Origin of the sequence: Nostoc sp. S13, assembly GCF_029379315.1 — a bacterium.
In the GTDB taxonomy this organism is placed as follows: domain Bacteria; phylum Cyanobacteriota; class Cyanobacteriia; order Cyanobacteriales; family Nostocaceae; genus Nostoc.
In genome coordinates, this window is the sequence record NZ_JAQYWQ010000026.1 from 22432 (window position 1) to 40814 (window position 18383).

Annotated in this window: 18 protein-coding genes and 2 pseudogenes; 10 read left to right on the forward strand and 10 right to left on the reverse strand. The window is 41.2% G+C overall.

All coding sequences use genetic code 11. The features are described 5' to 3' along the window. Nucleotides 1-43 precede the first annotated feature (43 nt). Nucleotides 44-2323, reverse strand: a complete 2280-nt coding sequence (locus PUQ00_RS11135; protein WP_300416070.1) for a transglycosylase domain-containing protein — start codon at nucleotides 2321-2323, stop codon at nucleotides 44-46. Nucleotides 2324-2641: 318 nt separating this feature from the next. Here PUQ00_RS11135 and folK point away from each other — a divergent pair, with 318 nt between their 5' ends. The 5 genes from folK to PUQ00_RS11160 all read left to right on the forward strand — a co-directional run bounded on the left by folK (nucleotide 2642) and on the right by PUQ00_RS11160 (nucleotide 5993). Further along, nucleotides 2642-3181: a 2-amino-4-hydroxy-6-hydroxymethyldihydropteridine diphosphokinase gene (folK, locus tag PUQ00_RS11140; RefSeq protein ID WP_300416072.1), complete on the forward strand. Its 540-nt coding sequence runs from the start codon at nucleotides 2642-2644 to the stop codon at nucleotides 3179-3181. A gap of 74 nt (nucleotides 3182-3255) precedes the next feature. Then, complete coding sequence (locus PUQ00_RS11145; RefSeq protein ID WP_300416074.1) at nucleotides 3256-3804, forward strand: NUDIX hydrolase; 549 nt, start codon at nucleotides 3256-3258, stop codon at nucleotides 3802-3804. Nucleotides 3805-3811: 7 nt separating this feature from the next. Further along, nucleotides 3812-4441: an ADP-ribosylglycohydrolase family protein gene (locus PUQ00_RS11150; protein WP_300416076.1), complete on the forward strand. Its 630-nt coding sequence runs from the start codon at nucleotides 3812-3814 to the stop codon at nucleotides 4439-4441. A gap of 4 nt (nucleotides 4442-4445) precedes the next feature. Further along, nucleotides 4446-4658, forward strand: coding sequence for a hypothetical protein (locus PUQ00_RS11155; RefSeq protein ID WP_300416078.1), 213 nt, complete (start codon nucleotides 4446-4448; stop codon nucleotides 4656-4658). A gap of 525 nt (nucleotides 4659-5183) precedes the next feature. Further along, a complete protein-coding gene (locus PUQ00_RS11160; RefSeq protein ID WP_300416080.1) occupies nucleotides 5184-5993 on the forward strand; it encodes a prohibitin family protein in 810 nt (269 codons plus the stop codon). A 184-nt stretch (nucleotides 5994-6177) separates the two neighbouring features. Here the strand turns inward: PUQ00_RS11160 and PUQ00_RS11165 are convergent, their stop codons facing one another. Then, on the reverse strand, nucleotides 6178-6639 hold the full coding sequence (locus PUQ00_RS11165; RefSeq protein WP_300416082.1) for a hypothetical protein: 462 nt from the start codon (nucleotides 6637-6639) through the stop codon (nucleotides 6178-6180). Between the two features lie 500 nt (nucleotides 6640-7139). Here PUQ00_RS11165 and PUQ00_RS11170 point away from each other — a divergent pair, with 500 nt between their 5' ends. Beyond that, nucleotides 7140-7412, forward strand: a complete 273-nt coding sequence (locus PUQ00_RS11170) for a hypothetical protein (RefSeq protein ID WP_300416084.1) — start codon at nucleotides 7140-7142, stop codon at nucleotides 7410-7412. A 150-nt stretch (nucleotides 7413-7562) separates the two neighbouring features. Here PUQ00_RS11170 and PUQ00_RS11175 read toward each other — a convergent pair whose 3' ends face one another. The 4 genes and pseudogenes from PUQ00_RS11175 to PUQ00_RS11190 form a co-directional block, all read right to left on the reverse strand. Beyond that, nucleotides 7563-8057, reverse strand: coding sequence for a DUF6174 domain-containing protein (locus tag PUQ00_RS11175; protein WP_300416086.1), 495 nt, complete (start codon nucleotides 8055-8057; stop codon nucleotides 7563-7565). A 304-nt stretch (nucleotides 8058-8361) separates the two neighbouring features. Continuing rightward, the gene (locus PUQ00_RS11180; RefSeq protein ID WP_300416088.1) at nucleotides 8362-9129 is read right to left on the reverse strand and encodes a phosphatase PAP2 family protein; all 768 of its coding nucleotides are present in this window, start codon (nucleotides 9127-9129) and stop codon (nucleotides 8362-8364) included. A 36-nt stretch (nucleotides 9130-9165) separates the two neighbouring features. Beyond that, nucleotides 9166-10407: pseudogene (locus PUQ00_RS11185) on the reverse strand (hypothetical protein). Nucleotides 10408-10640: 233 nt separating this feature from the next. After that, nucleotides 10641-11375, reverse strand: a complete 735-nt coding sequence (locus tag PUQ00_RS11190; RefSeq protein ID WP_300416090.1) for a glutathione peroxidase — start codon at nucleotides 11373-11375, stop codon at nucleotides 10641-10643. Between the two features lie 377 nt (nucleotides 11376-11752). Between PUQ00_RS11190 and PUQ00_RS11195 the strand changes: the two are divergent. Together PUQ00_RS11195 and PUQ00_RS11200 are read left to right on the forward strand one after the other, a co-directional pair. Next, nucleotides 11753-12379, forward strand: a pseudogene (locus tag PUQ00_RS11195) (Uma2 family endonuclease). Nucleotides 12380-12469: 90 nt separating this feature from the next. Continuing rightward, complete coding sequence (locus PUQ00_RS11200; RefSeq protein WP_300416092.1) at nucleotides 12470-13051, forward strand: restriction endonuclease; 582 nt, start codon at nucleotides 12470-12472, stop codon at nucleotides 13049-13051. A gap of 142 nt (nucleotides 13052-13193) precedes the next feature. On the opposite strand, the gene PUQ00_RS11205 is transcribed toward PUQ00_RS11200, so the two are convergent. From PUQ00_RS11205 to PUQ00_RS11220, 4 genes are all read right to left on the reverse strand, one after another. Then, entirely contained in the window at nucleotides 13194-13544 is a 351-nt protein-coding gene (locus PUQ00_RS11205; protein WP_012407317.1) for a DUF1257 domain-containing protein, read from the reverse strand. Between the two features lie 142 nt (nucleotides 13545-13686). Then, nucleotides 13687-15198: an AAA family ATPase gene (locus PUQ00_RS11210; RefSeq protein ID WP_300416094.1), complete on the reverse strand. Its 1512-nt coding sequence runs from the start codon at nucleotides 15196-15198 to the stop codon at nucleotides 13687-13689. 99 nt (nucleotides 15199-15297) lie between these two features. After that, entirely contained in the window at nucleotides 15298-15651 is a 354-nt protein-coding gene (locus PUQ00_RS11215; RefSeq protein ID WP_300416096.1) for a hypothetical protein, read from the reverse strand. A 351-nt stretch (nucleotides 15652-16002) separates the two neighbouring features. Next, nucleotides 16003-16380, reverse strand: coding sequence for an FHA domain-containing protein (locus PUQ00_RS11220; RefSeq protein ID WP_300416098.1), 378 nt, complete (start codon nucleotides 16378-16380; stop codon nucleotides 16003-16005). Here PUQ00_RS11220 and PUQ00_RS11225 point away from each other — a divergent pair. Beyond that, nucleotides 16307-16837, forward strand: a complete 531-nt coding sequence (locus tag PUQ00_RS11225) for a hypothetical protein (protein WP_300416100.1) — start codon at nucleotides 16307-16309, stop codon at nucleotides 16835-16837. The two genes, PUQ00_RS11220 and PUQ00_RS11225, sit on opposite strands and share 74 nt — an antisense overlap. A 361-nt stretch (nucleotides 16838-17198) precedes the next feature. Next, nucleotides 17199-18353, forward strand: a complete 1155-nt coding sequence (locus PUQ00_RS11230) for an NAD-dependent epimerase/dehydratase family protein (RefSeq protein ID WP_300416102.1) — start codon at nucleotides 17199-17201, stop codon at nucleotides 18351-18353. Nucleotides 18354-18383: the final 30 nt, after the last annotated feature.

Here is an 18383-nt window from a genome sequence, read left to right on the forward strand (position 1 = left end):
GGAGTTTAGTTTGAGCAAAAGTAGAATGCCTAATGTCCACTGCTCATTGCTGAGGAGGTCTAAGTTTATCCCGCCAGCTAGGCTGTGATGATGAAGAACCTGAAGAACCTGAAGAACCTGAAGAACCGGAACTATTTGCGGGAGAGGAAGATCGCCGAGTTCTTCGAGCCGGGGAAGAATCAGATTCTACTCTTCTAGTTCGCCGCCGTGAACTAGATGATTCTGAAGAAGAGTTACTGGAACTTGATTCTTCGCTGCGATCGCGCCTTCTCCGTCTTGAGGTAGAATCGCTAGATTGCTGTTCTTGTTGAGAATAGCTCCTCCTGCTTCTACGTCTGTTAGATGAACCACTATCTTCAGAATTAGAATTTCTAGAACTTTTCCCTTCTGAGTCATCATCAGAGGATATAGAACGATTCAGCAATTGTTTGGGCTTAATGGACTGGGCTTTGATAGTACCTTTACGACCTTCTAACTTGGGTCGTTTGGGAAATTTTTCTACTGGCATCCCCTCTGCCGCTTTTTCCATAAATTCGTGCCAGGTATAAGCCGCACTACCACTGCTGCCGTCTGTGGGGTGGTTGTCATCGTTACCTAGCCAAACCCCTGTCACCATCTGGGGAATGTAGCCAATAAACCATAAATCGCGGGCTTCGTCAGAGGTGCCGGTCTTGCCAGCAACTGCTCTATTACCTAATTGGGCAGCACCACCAGTCCCCGCTTCTACGACGTTGCGTAGCATCCAAGTCATGATGGCGGCACTGTCAGCGTCAAGGGCCCGTTTAGACTTGAAATTAGCTGACCAGATTACTTTGCCTTGGCGGTTGATGATGCGGCTAATACCATGAGGCTCTGTATGCAATCCTTGAGTAGCAAAACTGCCATAAGCGCTGGTCAATTCCAGTAGATTCACTTCATTCGAGCCGAGTGCTAAAGAATAGGTGGGCTTGAGTTCAGATTTTATCCCCATATCGTGGGCAAGTTTAATCGTTGGTGTAAATCCCACATCAATCAACACCTTCACCGCAATAATATTGATAGAGCGGGTGAGGGCATCTCGCATGTTCATTGAGCCGTGGAAGTTTTCACCATAGTTTTTTGGTTCATACCCATCTACTACAAGGGGTGCATCCTCATAGCTATCGTAGGGGCTTTTACCGCTAGCGATCGCAGTGGCATATACAAACCCTTTAAATGTCGAGCCTGGCTGCCGTTGTGCCTGAGTAACGCGATTAAACTGGTTTTTACCAAAGTCTTTTCCCCCAACCATTGCCTTAATTTCACCGTTTCGGGGGTCAATGGCCACCATTGCTGCTTGCTTAAAGTTTTCCCAGCGTCCTTGATTTCGCAGTGTTTTAGCTACTGCCTCGTCTGCCACCTTCTGCCAAGTTGGATTTAGCGTGGTTTCCACAACTAGACCTCCACTTTTTAGCACATCCTGGGAAACGTACTTCGGCAATTCTTTTTGGATGTAACTGGTAAAGTAGGGTGATTCTACTTGCAACCTCTTAGGTAAACTGCTTTTGAGGGTTAGTGGCTCCTGAAGCGCTGCCTGCCTTTGTTCTGGCGTAATAACTCCATCTTCTTGCATCCGTTGCAATACTAAGTCCCGCCGCCGTTTTGCCGCTACTGGATTCTTGTCTGGGGCGTACAAGCTGGGGGCGGGAGCTAATCCCGCAATCGTTGCCATTTCTGCCAAAGAAAGCTGATCTGGTGATTTACTAAAGTATACCCAGGCTGCATCTGCCACACCATAAGCTCCAGAACCCAAATAAACCAGATTTAGATAACGCTCTAAAATCTGATCTTTGGTTAATTCTTGCTCCATTTTTTGTGCTAGGCGGACTTCTTTGAGTTTGCGCCAGATTGTCTGCTCTTGTTTCAAAAACAGAATCCGCGTTAGCTGTTGAGTAATAGTGCTACCACCTTCTACCACACCTTGCGATCGCAAATTATTCCAACTCGCTCTCACAATCCCTTGAGGATCAACTCCGTTGTGTTGCTTAAACCTTCTATCTTCTGAGGCGATAAAAGCTTTTTTTAAATTATCTGGGATTTGTTCTAGTTTTAGCTGTTCTCTAGTCGCTTCACCTTGTTGTTGTAATATGGTGCCATCAGCAGCTTTGATGGTCAGTGTTTGCTCTCTCAGCACGGCATTCAACTGTGCCTGATCTGGCAAAGTCTGATCGATTAAACTTACACCGTAGAACAAGGCAGCTATGCCACCACCTACACCCAAGCCTGCCCAAAACCAGATGCGACGATAGAGTGGTTTACCGCCAGTTGCCTGATTGCCCCTCTTTTTAGATGGTAAAATTTTCATTTTGCTCAGTAACTGCCTCGGCTGCGCCACATGTGCTGGTGGTAAGCTCTCATTTGTTCCTCCTTGTCCAGAGTCACTCTAATTGGTTGGTCTTCGCTTGAACCAGGAGGTAAGCTTCCCCACGTCAGTTCCTCGCTCAAAGTAGTAAAAACTATCTAACCACCATTAATCAGTTTTGGGGTTAGCGGACTACCATAGTGTTAGTATAATATCCTATAAATAATTAATTAAATTTACCAGAAAATAATGTTTTTTAGATTTCGTCAATTTAGTTTTGTAAAAATGCTGCAATTTTGATAACTAATTAAGGAGAGTGCGATGCCTGGGGTGGTCACTGAGCTTTGTCCAAGTGCTGGTTATGCCGAAGCAAAGCCGAGACGCAGCGCCCTTGCACTTGGTAGTAATATCGGCGATTCACAGACAATTTTAGAAGCAGCTATAGAGACTTTAGCCCAAACGCCAGGTATTCTCTTAGAAGCCAAATCCAATTGGTACAAAACCAAAGCCGTGGGGCCACCACAGCCAGATTACCTAAATGGCTGCGTCACATTGCAGGTAGAAATCACAGCCCAGCAGTTATTAGAAATTTTGTTAGGAATTGAACAACAATTTGGGCGTGTGCGTCAGGAACGCTGGGGGCCACGAATCCTAGATTTGGATTTGTTATTATACGATGACTTGATTATCGATACACCAAAACTCCAGGTTCCCCATCCACGAATGCGCGATCGGGCCTTTGTGTTAGTACCACTGGCGGAAATTGCCCCAGACTGGATAGAACCTGTTTCTGGGTGTGTTATTAAAGAACTGCTGAAAGAGGTAGACTCTTCTGATGTACATTTATTGATGGGCAATTAAAATTACCATCCCTAAACGTAGAAGAACGCTGATTTGGCCTCTGTATTCATATATAAGATAATCAAGATTATACTATGCCATTAGGTAGAGAATTACCACAACTGCTTAAACAACGCCTGTTTTATAAAGGACGTAAGTTTGATTTTGAAGTCAATCGCTTGCGTTTGCCGAATAAATCGGAAGGAGAATGGGAATGTATTCGTCACCCTGGTGGCGCTCTAGCAGTGCCGGTGACACCAGAGGGCAAACTTGTACTTGTGCGCCAGTATCGTTTTGCAATTCAAGGACGAATATTAGAATTTCCAGCGGGAACTGTGGAACCAAATGAAGATCCCTTAGAGACAATACAGCGTGAAATCGCAGAAGAAACTGGGCATAGTGCCCAAAAATGGGACAAACTAGGCGAATTTTTCCTAGCTCCCGGCTATTCTGATGAGATTATCTATGCTTTTCTGGCGCGAGATTTAGAAAAGCTGGAGACACCACCACCACAAGATGGAGACGAGGATATTGAAACTGTGTTTTTGACTCCCGAAGAATTAGAGAAAGCTATTCTGGAGGGAGAGCCGGTAGATGCTAAATCAGTTTCTAGCTTTTTTCTGGCGCGTCCGTTTTTAGTCTAATACCCATATGCTGCTAGAGTTAGCAATCGCAGATGCCTACGGTGCAGGCTTTGAATATGCAGACGAGATGATCGTTAACAACCATTTGAGTCGATACGTCGAACATCCGCGTTTTCGACTCATCCCTGGCACTTACACTGACGACACCCAGATGAGCATTGCCATTGCGGAGGTGATTGTTGCTCAAGTGCCTTGGACACCAGAAGTTTTAGCCGATAGTTTTGTTAAAGCCTTTAAACGCGATCGCAGAGAGGGTTATGCTAGAAACTTCTACGATTTTTTAGTAGAAATTCAGGATGGGCAAGAGTTTTTAACCAAAATTCGCCCTGACAGCGATAAAAGTGGGGCGGCGATGCGTGCAGCGCCCATAGGTATTTATCCTACAGCAGAGAAAGTCATTGAAGTGACAACAATTCAAGCGGCAATTACCCATAATACACCTGATGGGATCAATGCTGCCGTTGCGGCTGCTTTGATGTCACATTATTTTATCTATCGACTGGGAGCAAAACGCAAATTAGGACAGTTTCTAGAAGGTTATGTATCTGGGGAGTGGTCTAAACCGTGGGAAGGTAAAGTTAAAGTCCAAAGGTTGGATGAGTGTCAGGGCAGCGATTACTGCGGTGATGCGAAATGACACTATGAGCGAACTTTTACAAGATTGTATCGCTTTTACTGGGGATGTAGATACAGTAGCTGCCATCGCCCTAGCTGCTGCTTCTTGTAGCGAGGAAATTAGACAAGACATTCCCAATCATCTCGTTACAGGCTTAGAGAATGGAGCTTACGGTAGAGATTACCTCATGGGCTTGGATAAGCAGCTGATGAGTTTAGTAAACAAAAAGATCAGCTAAATGTAATACATGGATTGCGAGCGTTGCACCCTCATCCATTTATCATAAAAATACTGTCGCCTATAGCCTTCAAAAACTGTCATTGCTGCTCCCATTGCTTCATGACAAATTTCTCGCCAATGATCATATTCTCCATGCTTGGGGAAGCATCTGGGCACGTTTTTTGATTATTAGCAGTGTGATTGCCCTGCCGCTTTACTTAATTAAGGGCAAACTTATCTTTTCAAATACTACGGTTTTTCGATATTATTACAGTGATTTAGGTAAACATAAAGCTACCCTAACCTTCACTATTTCCAATTTGGGGTAGTAAAGTACACATTGGTGGCTTACCTATATGCCTGTATATTGAACAGATTAACTGCTCAATCAAGCACTTGCTACCTATTGGTAATACTGATTTGTTAGCTTGGCTAGAGTGACATAAAAATTGACTTAGAGCCAAAGTTATAAGACCATGACAGGAAGAAGCCCACAACTCCTAAATATGTGCCTCTATGCAAGACGCATATATGTTTCATACACATGAGAAAAATTACAACTTTTAATAGCGCCGGTAAACTGACTGCTCTTTTGTTCCTGATAACTCTCTTCCTCACACCTTGTGTAATTGTAAATGCAGGTGAACGTGGTGTATTGATGAAATTTGGCGAAGTACAAAACCAAATATTAGGAGAAGGACTTCACTTAATTATTCCTGTAGTCAATACGGTGAAAAAATTGAGTATTCGAGTCCAAAAACAGGAAATTTCGGCTGAGGCTTCTTCCAAAGATTTACAAAATGTTTTTACCGATGTAGCTCTCAATTGGCATATTATTCCCCAAGAAGCAAATACAATTTTTCAAGAAATTGGAGATGAACAAGATGTAGTCATTCGCATTATTAATCCAGCAGTTGAAGAAATACTAAAAGCAGTAATGGCAAAGTATACTGCTGAAGAAATTATTACTAAACGAGCAGAGGTAAAAAGTACAATAGATGATGCATTGTCCACACGACTGGCTAGCTATCACGTTGCAGTTGATGATATTTCTCTAGTTCATGTCCATTTCTCAGAACGATTTGGTGAAGCGGTGGAGGCGAAGCAGATTGCTGAACAAGAAGCAAAACAAGCAGAGTTTATCGCGCTGAAAGCAACAAAAGAGGCTGAGGCAAAAGTTAATTTAGCAAAAGGAGAGGCTGAGGCGCACAGATTATTACGTGATGGCTTAACTCCAGAAATCCTGCAAAGGCAAGCAATAGAAAAATGGAATGGTAAGCTGCCATTAATTGTAAGTAAGGAGGCTCCAAAATTGTTTAATTTAAGTGAAATTTTGAAATTTGATAAAAATTGAGATTCTTTTTAATCAAATATCTGCTTATACATAGAGACGCACAGATGTGCGCCTCTACAATAGACATCTCCGAAAAAGAATGTAGAGACGCGAAAGTTCGCGTCTCTACAAGGGTTCTAGATAATGCATATTTAATTTCACCAGATGTCTAATCGATTCATTTGTATAAAGGTGAGAAACTAAATTAACCGTTGGAGAATAAAATGGGAGAATCCAGAATCTTCAACTGGATTAATAGCATAATTAACAGAGTATAAACTGTTGAAGAAATTAGACCCGTGACTAATTCTTTTTTGAGGTTATGTTCTTGAGGTTTTTTTTGCAAAATGTCCTTAGAACCGAATTGCATCAAGAGAATTCCCACAATATTAGAAAGCCAGTATCCGATAATTGAACAAGGTAGAAGTAATTTTGGGGAAAGTAAACTACACGCATACCCAAAACCATAAGCTATTGGCAGATTGAATAGTAAGTCATTCCACCAACATAGTGGTGACAATAAATATCCCAGTACCAGAAAAAATCCACCTCTGAGTTTTTTGAAAATGTCTTTTTTGAACACTTCTGGGGTAGACTGTTGTAAGTCTTCCAGAGTTGTGTCTCCTGCTACATTCAAGTCTTGACTGACGTTTTGGACGCTTTCCATAAAAACCCACTATTCCTATCGGCTTAGTGTAGCTTAATCTATAAAATAAAACAAAGTCTATTACAGGAGTGATAACATTTTGGCTTTTTGATGCTGAAAGTTTTACCACTGCATAGTTTCAGCAAAATACTAAAAAGTAAAATTCAGGTTTGAATCAGCTGCAACTTAACAATAGCTGATTTCTCCTAGAGGTACATCAGTCAGTTCGCTTCTGGCTAAATCTGGTTTGTCCTTCGGTATCTAAGCCAAATAGAAAGATTTATATACAATTGAGACAATCAACGGTATTTATCGCTCAATAGGTTTCAAAATCAGAATATATCTTTCTAAATCATAGCATAGGATGAGATCTAGCACCGAGATTGGAATAGCTAGAGCCTCTTTAGGGTAGGGTGTGTAGATGTTGAGTAGCAAAATTTTTATGTTTTTGCATATAGCCGGGGCAAAAATTTGAACTCATAATAGCTACAATAAAAGTACTGAGGCATCTTAAGAGGAAAATGACAGATTTAACTCCAAATAGCACATTTTTAATAGCAGGAATTGTTTTTATAACGATTGCTGTCATCGGGCAATCTAAATTAGGTTTTATTGAAATTAATCCCGGTTGTTTTGGGAGATTTTTGGCTCTATTTATTGGGATTTCGAGCCTATTATATGCTTTGGGATTACTCAATTTTTCAGCCGAAACCCTTAACTTATTAAGAACTTCTCTGACAGAACAAATTAAACAGAGTATAAGTTCCATTAATGACCTTTTTCAAGGTTCATAATTTATTTGTGGGTGTATTTCAATATCTTGAGGGTATGGGGAAAGGTTTGGATTTCCCCTTAACCTTTGAAAATATTACTAATAACCGAATGGGCTGTATTCTATGCAATTGAGAACTGCTATATAATATGAATGCTCTCGTTAGCCATATTTAGTTGATTTTTTGCAGATTCTTAATTGTGAAAAAGATTTCATCATCAGCTATTTGACTATTATAATCAATGTTAATTTGAGTTGGGTAGCCAATTATCGGAGCATATTGTACAGTCAGATTTGCCGCTTTCTTAATGAGCGCATTTTTAATGATGTTAAAGAGTTTAGGAATAGTATTGTATTTTTGAAACAATTGTCCATCTACTGGTAAACCAGTCTCATTAGAAGTAATAGAAGTTGTAACACCATTCCGTACTTCAATAATCACTGGTTCTGTGGCTTTGGGGAAACAAAAGCAACTTCTAGTGAATTCATAGCGATAGTTAGGGATTCTTTGCCGTCTCCATAATTTGTAATTAATCTTAAATTGTTCAAAGGTGAAACTAGTCAATGCTGGTGTTTGCGCTACCTGTATAAGAGGTTGAGACATAACAGGTGCATTCAAACCTAAAGATGCCACTAAAAGGGCACTAATTGCGATTGGCAAACGCATATAAATCTATCCTTGACTCCAATTGCTGACTTTAATGTGCTTCAATGTGATTGCCAAAATAGTAAAATTATTTGTGACGCTCACTTTTTGTGGTATTACAGATTCTCTATTCGTTTCTTAACCACCCCTATTGATGGTTAGAGAAATCAACGTGATCTTCTGTTCATAATCTGTATATGTAAATATATCTTGTTAGTGATGGATACAGCAACAAGCTTTCATATCATTTATCATTAAAAAAATCTTTTTGTGTTTCCGTATTTGTGCGTCAGCCTAAATAATAAGTCTTTAAGCGGACATAATATCACTCGTCAGTTATTAACTTTTTTTCTTCAGGGAGTAAGCTAGTTTCATCTTCAAGGCGTTCGCCATCTACGGATTTGGCTTTAGTTCTATAGGGTTTGATAATTAGACTGACGCCAATTGTCCAACCTAATGCAACCATCCAACCCGCGAGAATGTCACTAGGAAAGTGAACCCCCAAATAGAGACGACACCACGCAATAGCTATTACATATAAGCTGCCGAATATGAGAAGCAACCAGCGCCAGGAGCTAGCCCAAGTTAAGAATAGCAAAATTGCTACCAGAGTTATACTCGTCATGGCATGAGCGCTGGGAAATGCAAAACTAGACTCAGGTGCAATGGACTGCCACAATTGTGGACGGACTCGATGCATTAATTCCTTTGTTGTGCGATTGATGATGATGCTTCCGACTGAGGCGGTTAGTAAATAAGCTAGCGATCGCCAGTGTTTTTGAAGTAATAATATGAGTGCGATCGCACCTAAAATCGGTATGGCCGTCCAAGGCAAGCCAATTATCGCTAGTGTCACTGCTAAAACATCCAGCTGTGGGTTGACTGTAGAATGAACTGCTAACAGAATAGGCACATCCCACGGTAAGCCAGCTTGATTTTGCCATATCTTCACTGTCAGGATTTCAAACGCCTGCAAAGGTAAATATACTCCGATCAAGAGGAGTAAGAGCGATCGCCAACGCGCAATCAACAGGTTTTTCAGAAAAGAAACAGGCGACTGACTCTCTTTCTTGGCTGTTTTCACTTTTTCCATATCTAAGTTAAAAAGACTAATAAACGACTTCAGTGATTACAAATTACTGGAATCTTGAGAAGTTCCACAAAGTTTACAATACGACAAATGTTTATAAGTAAGATTATGACAGTTTTGGCATTCAATATATTGATAATAACCACAGTACGGACAGTAACTATCAAGATGTTGAATTTTCTTAGCGCAATTGACACAGCGTGATTTTTGAACTCTGCTAGCTGCCTGGACTTTAGCATTAAAGACAAATTTTTGAAAAAACTGGATAATTCCAAAACCAATAATTGGAATCATTAAGATATAAACATAATTGAGCAGGAAAAGCAAACCACCAAAAAGGATGCTAATAATCTTAAAGAGAAATTCAAATATTGCACCTATTTGAAGAAATTAAAATATTTTAACGATTAGTGGGATAAAAAAGATAACTAGCAAATGCCAGCTAATTAACGAGACGAGTCCATATCCTCTTCCTTGGGCAAATTTGTGAACTGATAAGGCAATAAGAATCAGTGGTAGAAGAAAGAGGGACTGAAAAGCAAGCTGGATACCTGGATACTGAAATGACGCCTTTTTATAGCCTTTCTCAACTTCCCGGAATTGATTGTTATCTTTAAGAAAGGTTATAAAACTAATGCTTTCCGGTTTGGCAAGCAGTTCATTTTTAAGAGTAGAATTTTCTTGATTAAGGGTAGAAATTTGGCGATTATTTTGTTCTAATGCCTGTTTAGCTTTTTCAGCACTGACTTGATTAATTGATTGTTCACGACCATGACCGGCAATTTTTTCTAAAAGCGTTGAGTCATATTGGGCTTGAATAGTGCGATTGTCTTGTTCAAATGTCTTGATTTTCGCTTGTTTCTGATCAATAGTTTTGACGATTTGCTGTTTTTCAGGATTGTTAATCTTATCTTTGTAATCGGCATATTGCAAGCAAGTTTTAAAAACCTTACCCAAATGTCCTACTTCGACTTGTTGATAGTTTCGCTGAAAACTGAGTTGATACTTCGTGTTATTTGGCAATGAAAGTCTAACAATTTCATAGTCTTTATCTTTAGTGGTTTTTGTCTGGTAATCTTGCCACTCTGAATAACATGGATAAGCCTTATCCGGGCTGATATACCATCTGCTAATATCATCCAGTCCCGCAAAAACATTCATCAAGATAAAAATATCAATTAAAATAATGACAATTAAGCTAACTTTATTCAGTGGTTCGTTGTTGATTGTCCGTGATTTACTAAAAAATTGACTCAAAAGACGGCGGATTCTGGCAAACATATTGTCTTTTAAATAAATGGAAATTTAATCCGAATCAATTTTATATGATCAGTATTGAGTAACTGGGCAAAAATACACTTACTCATCTAAAGATTTGTTAACTGCTGACTTTTGAAAAAAAAGATCCCCGACTTCTCAAAGAAGTCAGGGATCTGTGACTCTCAATTCTCAAAAATCAGGCTGCGGTAAAAAATACCATGATTTTGGTAACGCCTGTGCGCCGCAACTGAAACCTATTTAGCAGCGAAGTAGGCTTCTAGTGCCTCAGAACCACCAATTAATTTACCATCGATAAACACTTGGGGAACTGTTGTCGCACCTGTAACTGCTTTTAACGAACGTGTGGTGATATCCTTACCCAAGGTAATTTCTTCGTAGTTAATGCCATGTTCCTTGAGCATCGCTTTAGCACGGGCACAGAAAGGACAACCGACTTTCGCAAATAGGGAAACTACTTCAGGCTTCACTGCTTGGGGGTTGATGTATCTGAGCATTGTTTCGGCATCGGACACCTTAAAGGGATCTCCTGGCTCGTCTGGCTCAATAAACATCTGGTTAATTACACCATCTTTCACCAGCATAGAATAGCGCCACGATCGCTTGCCAAACCCCAAGTCTGATTTATCTACCAGCAGACCCATGCCTTCAGTAAATTCACCATTACCATCAGGAATTAGTGTGATATTTTCTGCCTCTTGATCCTTTGCCCATTCGTTCATCACAAAGGCATCATTCACAGAAATACAAATAATGTCATCGACACCATTTTCTTTGAAAACCTTAGCCAATTCGTTGTAGCCAGGGAGATGAGTTGATGAACAAGTTGGAGTATAAGCACCCGGTAAAGAGAAGACAGCCACTGTCTTATCAGCAAACAATTCATCGGTTGTCACATCCACCCAGTCGTTATTATTGCGAGTATGGAAAGTGACATTGGGTACTTTTTGTCCTTTGCGATCGGTGAACATAATTTTGCTTGCCTTTAGTAATCAATTCCAGTCATAACCTATCATGGGAGAACTCGTATAATCTTAGCTTTTAAGCTAGCTTGGACAGGAATACGTTATGAAAGACATTCACGGGCTAAAACACTAAACTCAATTTCTGTCATATTCAGTCCAATGTATTGGCAGGTTTGTTGCAAGCCCTTCATTACTAAGTTTAAGACAATCTCCCTTCCCCATGTCCGATCAGATGGGGAAGTTTGGACAATTGTCAACCGGATTGTTTAATGTCAGCATTTCTAAATTCTAAATATGAGGGGAATAAAGGGGTGGTTACGAAACCACCCCTAAAATTTTGCCAAGATATATCCTGAAGACAGGTGAAGTCCCCAAAAATGAATATGAATACAAACTTACCTGTAGCCACAGAAATTATACCAATGGTCTTGCAATTGCAACCTGCGATCGCACTAACCGAAGACCAGTTTTACGAGTTTTGTCAGCTAAACCGTGATTTTCGCATCGAACGTAATCCTGCTGGAGAATTACTGATTATGCCCCCTACTGGTTCCGAAACTGATGAACGCAATTTTAACTTAGTTGGGCAGTTGTGGGTATGGACAAAGCAACATGGTACAGGTGTAGGGTTTGGTTCCAGTGGTGGGTTTACTTTGCCTAATGGTGCGGTGTCTTCTCCAGATGCGGCGTGGATAAAACGCGATCGTTGGGAAGCGATACCACCGGAACTGCGAAAAAAGTTTGCACCGATTTGTCCTGAGTTCGTGATTGAATTGCGTTCCCAGAGCGTAGTTTACGGCCGTAGGCATCGCTTGCAAGTTTGACAAGACAAGATGCAAGAGTATATAAATAATGGGACGCAACTTGGTTGGTTAATTGATAGAAAACAACCCCAAGTTTTGATTTATCGTCCTAATATTGCAGTTGAAAAATTAGATAATCCTAAGACACTTTATGGTGAATCGTTGCTACCTGGTTTTTTTTTGGATTTAAGTCAGGTTGTTTTGTAAAGGTTTTATCTGAAATATTGTTCAAAAATCAGATATGAGTCCTATAGTTGGTAAAACTATCCAATAAACGATGTTCTGAGTAAATAATTTATGTCAGCAAAAAAAGAATGGGAAAGGTATGAAGATGTTGCCAGGCAACTTATTGACGATATTAAATTTCATTTAGGTTTATCTTTAGTCAACGAGGATAAAAGGAAATTAAAAAAGAATGATGGTGGCGAGTGCGAGGTAGATGTTAGTGCTTATGATATGAGTGATGAGAAACTTGTCTTAGTTGAATGCAGGAAAAAGAAAGAGTCTTTAGCTCAAGAGGAAGTACACGGATTTGCTTACAGAATTCAGCAGACTAATGCGAAACGTGGAATAATTGTAACGACAATAGGTCTTCAACAAGGAGCGCGAATAGCAGCGGATGGAGCAAAGATAACGCTCATAAGGTTAGATGGTAACTCTACTAAAGAAGAGTATATTGCCAAAATCACACAGCAAATATTTGTTAAAGTGACTGATACATTTAACGGAATTAGTTGTGGTGGAGGAATTTCTACGGTTACTCATCATCTTCCTATTATGGAGCAAGCACTAAAAAGGCTTCAGCAACAGACAAACAGAACACAGTTTTCAAATATTGAGTTAGAAGAAGAAATGGCAAATATCCAAAAGGAACTATAAAGCTTTTCAAAATAGGATATTCAAAACTAGCTTGATGAAAAAAATTGGGACTGAGAAATAAATCTCAATCCCGATAAAAAAGCGGGTTAACCGCTATTTAGATAGTTAACCCGTGCAGCTTTGGGAACGCGCAGAGAAATGGTTATTGCAATACCAACTTCACATTGGCGTTTTGTAGACCGCGTTGTTTTACTTCAGCCAAAGTTTTGTTAACTGCATACTTTTGGTTGATAGAGTTGATCAACTCGGTTTGGTTGTGCTTCTTAGCAACTCCCCACAAGTCAGCGATTAGGTCAAAAGAACCATCGCTGTTGCGAGACCAGCCGAGGTCATATTCGCCATCCAACATAGCAACGATGTCAGAACGGACACGCTGACCGTTATAACCACGGACATCAGCTTCAGTCTTTACGCTGATACCTAAGTCGCGCAAGGAAGCCTTGAGGATTTCGGCATCGGTGATTTTGGTACGCAGGGTGCTAAAGTGAGACATTTGGGGTTTCCTCCAATGAGAAGATTGAGAAAAACGACAACGGTTTGTTTTGGGCGAAGCCGCGCTTAACAGGATGCGGCTTTTCTTATAACTGCTAGCATTAAGAGCTAGCCTTTCCCCCTGGGATGGCAGAGGAAAGCTTTTAAAACTCCATTCGCTGATATTCAGCTACGGAGGATGCTGCGGGGCGTGCGCGCTGTCTGGCCCAATCTCTCAGAGCCGTTACTTGTTCTTGCATCGTTCGAGACAGCGGCAATGTTGCCTTTAGTGCAGCAATAATATCTAGTTGGGTGAACTCCCGATCTTGGGCAAAAGCTTCGTACATTGCCGCAACGATCGCTTGCTCAACTTCTGCCCCAGAAAAGCCATCAGACATCTTCGCTAGTTGCTCAAGGTCAAATCTAGAGATATCTTCACGGCGCTTCGTCAGGTGAATATTGAAAATCTGCTGCCGTTCTTCTGGTGTTGGCAGATCCACAAAGAAAATCTCATCAAAGCGTCCTTTCCTCAAAAACTCGCCAGGTAAGCGTTCTACTCTGTTGGCGGTTGCCATCACAAACACTGGTGATTTCTTATCTTGCATCCATGTGAGGAAAGAGCCGAAGATTCTACTTGAAGTCCCCCCATCAGAATCGGAGGAACCTCCACTACCAGCAAAGGATTTATCCAATTCATCGATAAACAAAATCGCTGGGGAAATAGATTCTGCTGTTTTTAGGGCGTTCCGCAGATTTGCCTCACTTCGTCCCACCATTGAGCCGTCGTAGACTCGCCCCATATCCAACCGCAACAGTGGTAAACCCCACAGCCGGGAAGTAGTTTTGGCGATTAATGACTTACCGCAACCGGGAACTCCGAGAATTAACATCCCCTTTGGTTGAGGCAAACCATACTCTCTCGCTCTTTCTGTAAAAGCGTTAGAGCGTTGCTTGAGCCATCTTTTTAACTCTTCTAAGCCACCTACAGCATCAATGGTTTCATCTTCTTCAATGTATTCTAAGATCCCATTGCGCCGAATTAGTTGCTTTTTCTCAGATAAAACGATATCTACTTCATCTTCCGTCAAACGCCCTGTAGTTACCTGTGCCTTCCGATAGACTTTCTCAGCTTCATCTTTAGTTAGACCCAAAGCGGCTCTGAGAAGTTTTTCTCTGGCTTCTGTTGTCACCCGCCGACCACGATTTTGCTCTATATGGTGAGTTAGTACTTTATTCAACTCAGCCATATCTGGCAATGTAAAATCGAGAACGACAACTTCCTTTTCCAGTTCTATAGGCACTTGCTGCATCGGCGACATCAAAATAATATTCTTTTGCGTACCTTTGAAGCTAGCGATCGCATCACGCAACGATCTGTTGGTTGCAGGCGCATCTATAAATGGATGTAAATCTTTAAGAATAAATATACTAGGTTCCTTTTGCCGGATTATCCACTCAATCGCCGCCTCTGGAGACACGGTATTATGTTGGGTGACATTTCGGGGTTGACCATACTCCACAATCCCGTGTGTTACTGTCCAAACAAATACGCGACGCTGGGGCTTTAACAACTGGGCAATTGTGGAAACTGCTTGCTCAGCCCGCTCTTCCTCGGAGGTCACAAGGTAGATTAAAGGGTATTGAGCTTGAATTAGGATATTGAGCTCTTCTTTCATACATCGACCTACTTGAGACCTTATAGAGACAGTAGAGACATTGCTTCTGGTAAAAACAACCTAATCATGAATAATTAATTCATAATTGCTATCTATTTTCTAGCAAGGAACTAACTCTTCCTCACCTTTGGGATAGCTTTCATCTTCGTCCATCTCATCAATGGAAAGATGGTGTTGACCAACTAATCCTGGTTGATTGCCCAAAACAACCAGTTCACCATCACGTAAGACTAGTGAGCTATCACAAGTTGGACACGAATAAACTCTATGAGTCCGCCCATAAGAAGAATCTTCTGCCTCGTCAACCAATTCTGCATTAGATAGGTAAAACACGATGGCACGTTCGGCAAGTTCTGACATTGGTTCGCAATCGACTGCTGAACGAATCTTCAGTTTTCTGTGCAACTCTGGCGATAAATACAAAGTGACCTTTTGCTTAGTTTGCGTTTGCATATAACTCTTTAACGGTCTTACCCGGGTATGTATATCAAGTTATCGGTTCTTTTATTGGTTGTCAAGACGGCAAAACGTTTTGCCGCTATTTTCGTTACATTTCTTTATATTTTCAGATGAAATGCTGTTTAATTTACTGATAAATCGCTGACTAGGAAGCTCTCAAAATCAGGACTTACGCAATCAACACCTGAAACCTCAATGGGAATTGAGCAATTCCGATCCCAATCAACACCCATCCCAGCAGTTTCCGATGATCGCGCCCACCCCAATTCAGAGCTACCATACCTCCCATACATAGCAAAATTCCAGGTGTGCTACGTAAATAAACACTGATATAAATGCTTATACTTAAAAATGTAATCCTGCTAGGATTAGTCCTAAGCTAATAAGCTTACTGGCAAGGATTACTTGATCTTCCTCTTCTTTAGCGATGGTAGGTGCTGTAATTTCTGTTGGCGCAAAGTTGGGTGTAGGATTTTTTGTGGCAGATGCAGAGTGTTGCTGCACCCTAAACATGAAAGTTATTTTGTGTCCCTGCCCAAGGGAAACTCTGTCTCCCGTTTGCAGTGGGGAAAAAACTTGAGGTTGAAGTTTCGCGCCGTTAATATATGTGCCATTAGAATCAGTAACTTTGGCAAAATGTGTAATGTAAATGGCTACTGCTAATAAAATCTGTAGTTTAGGGCGAAGAATTAATCGCTTTGCCGCCTGCGTTAGCGGAGCCATTACCCTGTTTATAATTCTGTGGGGTTGTACTGCATCTGATTTTAATGCTGGAGCGATCGCGTGGAAAACTTATACCAACTCTCGTTATGGCTTTGAATTTCCATATCCGAGTAACTGGACTTCTTTAGCAGCCCCAGCAAATGATGATGGAATTGCGTTTATTTCACAACAGGATAACTCAGTGGAAATTCGGGGGTGGGCAAGCCAGCAGTTACCAAATTCGATTGTTACAAACCAAGAGTCCGTAAAAAAGATAAAACCCAACTTTCAGACCGCCCAAGGGGTATCTGGGGTGATGGTTGTAGAAGTTGATCAACGAATAGGTTCGATGACACTGACACTAACTCAGAGTCAAGTGAAATACTGTTGGCAGGGACGAAGCAAAAGCCAAAAATTTCAATATTACTATCGTTTGTTTTATTACATTGCCCAGCAGTATCGGATTTCCAAGTCTTGAAATATCGCGCATTGGGCAATTCAATTTTGGATTTTGGATTTTAGATTTTGGATTAAATTACGCGATGTGCAACTTATTCTTAAAACCCCGCTTCCATTCCTCTCCCCGTTGGCGTCAGCCTGCCGTTAGGCAACCAGAGAGAGGCTTTAAGTCTTGCTCCCCAACGCTAGTAGGGAAGGGGTTGGGGGTTAGGTTTGAGAAAAAGTTGCACACCGCGTTAAATTTCAATCTAAAATCCAAAATCTAAAATCTAAAATTCTCACTCCCCATTCCACTAAAATCCATATCTCCGCCACAATGATGATTGAGAGGGGACAGAAACCTGATAGATTTAGCTATCAGCAAGTAAAAACTGGTGAAGATGAAAGTCCTGGTTATTGGTGGTGATGGATATTGCGGTTGGGCAACTGCTCTTTACCTTTCCAATCGAGGTTATGAAGTTGGAATTTTAGATAGTTTGGTGCGGCGGCACTGGGATAATGAACTTGGTGTCGAAACTCTCACGCCGATCGCACTGATTCAGCAACGCCTCCAGCGCTGGCAAGATTTGACTGGTAAATCTATCGATCTGTTCATCGGCGATATTACTAATTACGAGTTTCTCCAGAAAACATTACATCAATTTCAGCCAAACGCCCTAGTACATTTTGGTGAACAGCGTTCGGCTCCATTTTCCATGATTGACCGAGAACATGCAGTTCTCACCCAGGTCAATAATGTAGTTGGTACGTTGAACTTACTGTACGCTATGCGGGAAGATTTCCCGGACTGTCATTTAGTGAAGCTGGGGACGATGGGTGAATACGGTACACCCAACATCGACATAGAGGAAGGGTACATCACCATTGAACACAATGGACGCAAGGATACCCTGCCTTATCCCAAGCAGCCCGGTTCGATGTACCATTTAAGCAAAGTCCATGACAGTCATAATATCCACTTTGCTTGCCGGATTTGGGGATTGCGGGCAACGGATTTAAATCAGGGTGTAGTTTACGGCGTCTTAACCGAAGAAACGGGGATGGACGAACTATTGATTAACCGATTGGATTACGATGGTGTGTTTGGTACAGCACTGAACCGCTTTTGTATTCAAGCAGCAATTGGACACCCCCTAACCGTCTATGGTAAAGGTGGGCAAACTCGCGGATTTTTGGATATTCGGGATACAGTACGATGTGTGGAATTAGCGATCGCTAACCCTGCCGAAGCTGGTGAATTCCGCGTATTTAACCAATTTACCGAACAATTCAGCGTCAGCGACTTGGCATTGATGGTAAAAAAAGCTGGTAACGCTATCGGATTGAACGTAGAAATCAATCACCTAGATAATCCCAGAGTTGAGAAAGAAGAACATTACTTCAACGCTAAAAACACCAAATTGCTAGATTTAGGTTTACAGCCTCACTTGCTCTCTGATTCTTTACTTGATTCTCTGTTAAATTTTGCCATCAAATATCAGAAACGAGTTGATAAAAAACAAATTCTGCCTAAAGTCTCTTGGCACAGAAGTTAGGATAAACCCCGGTAAATCGTGGGTCTAAAA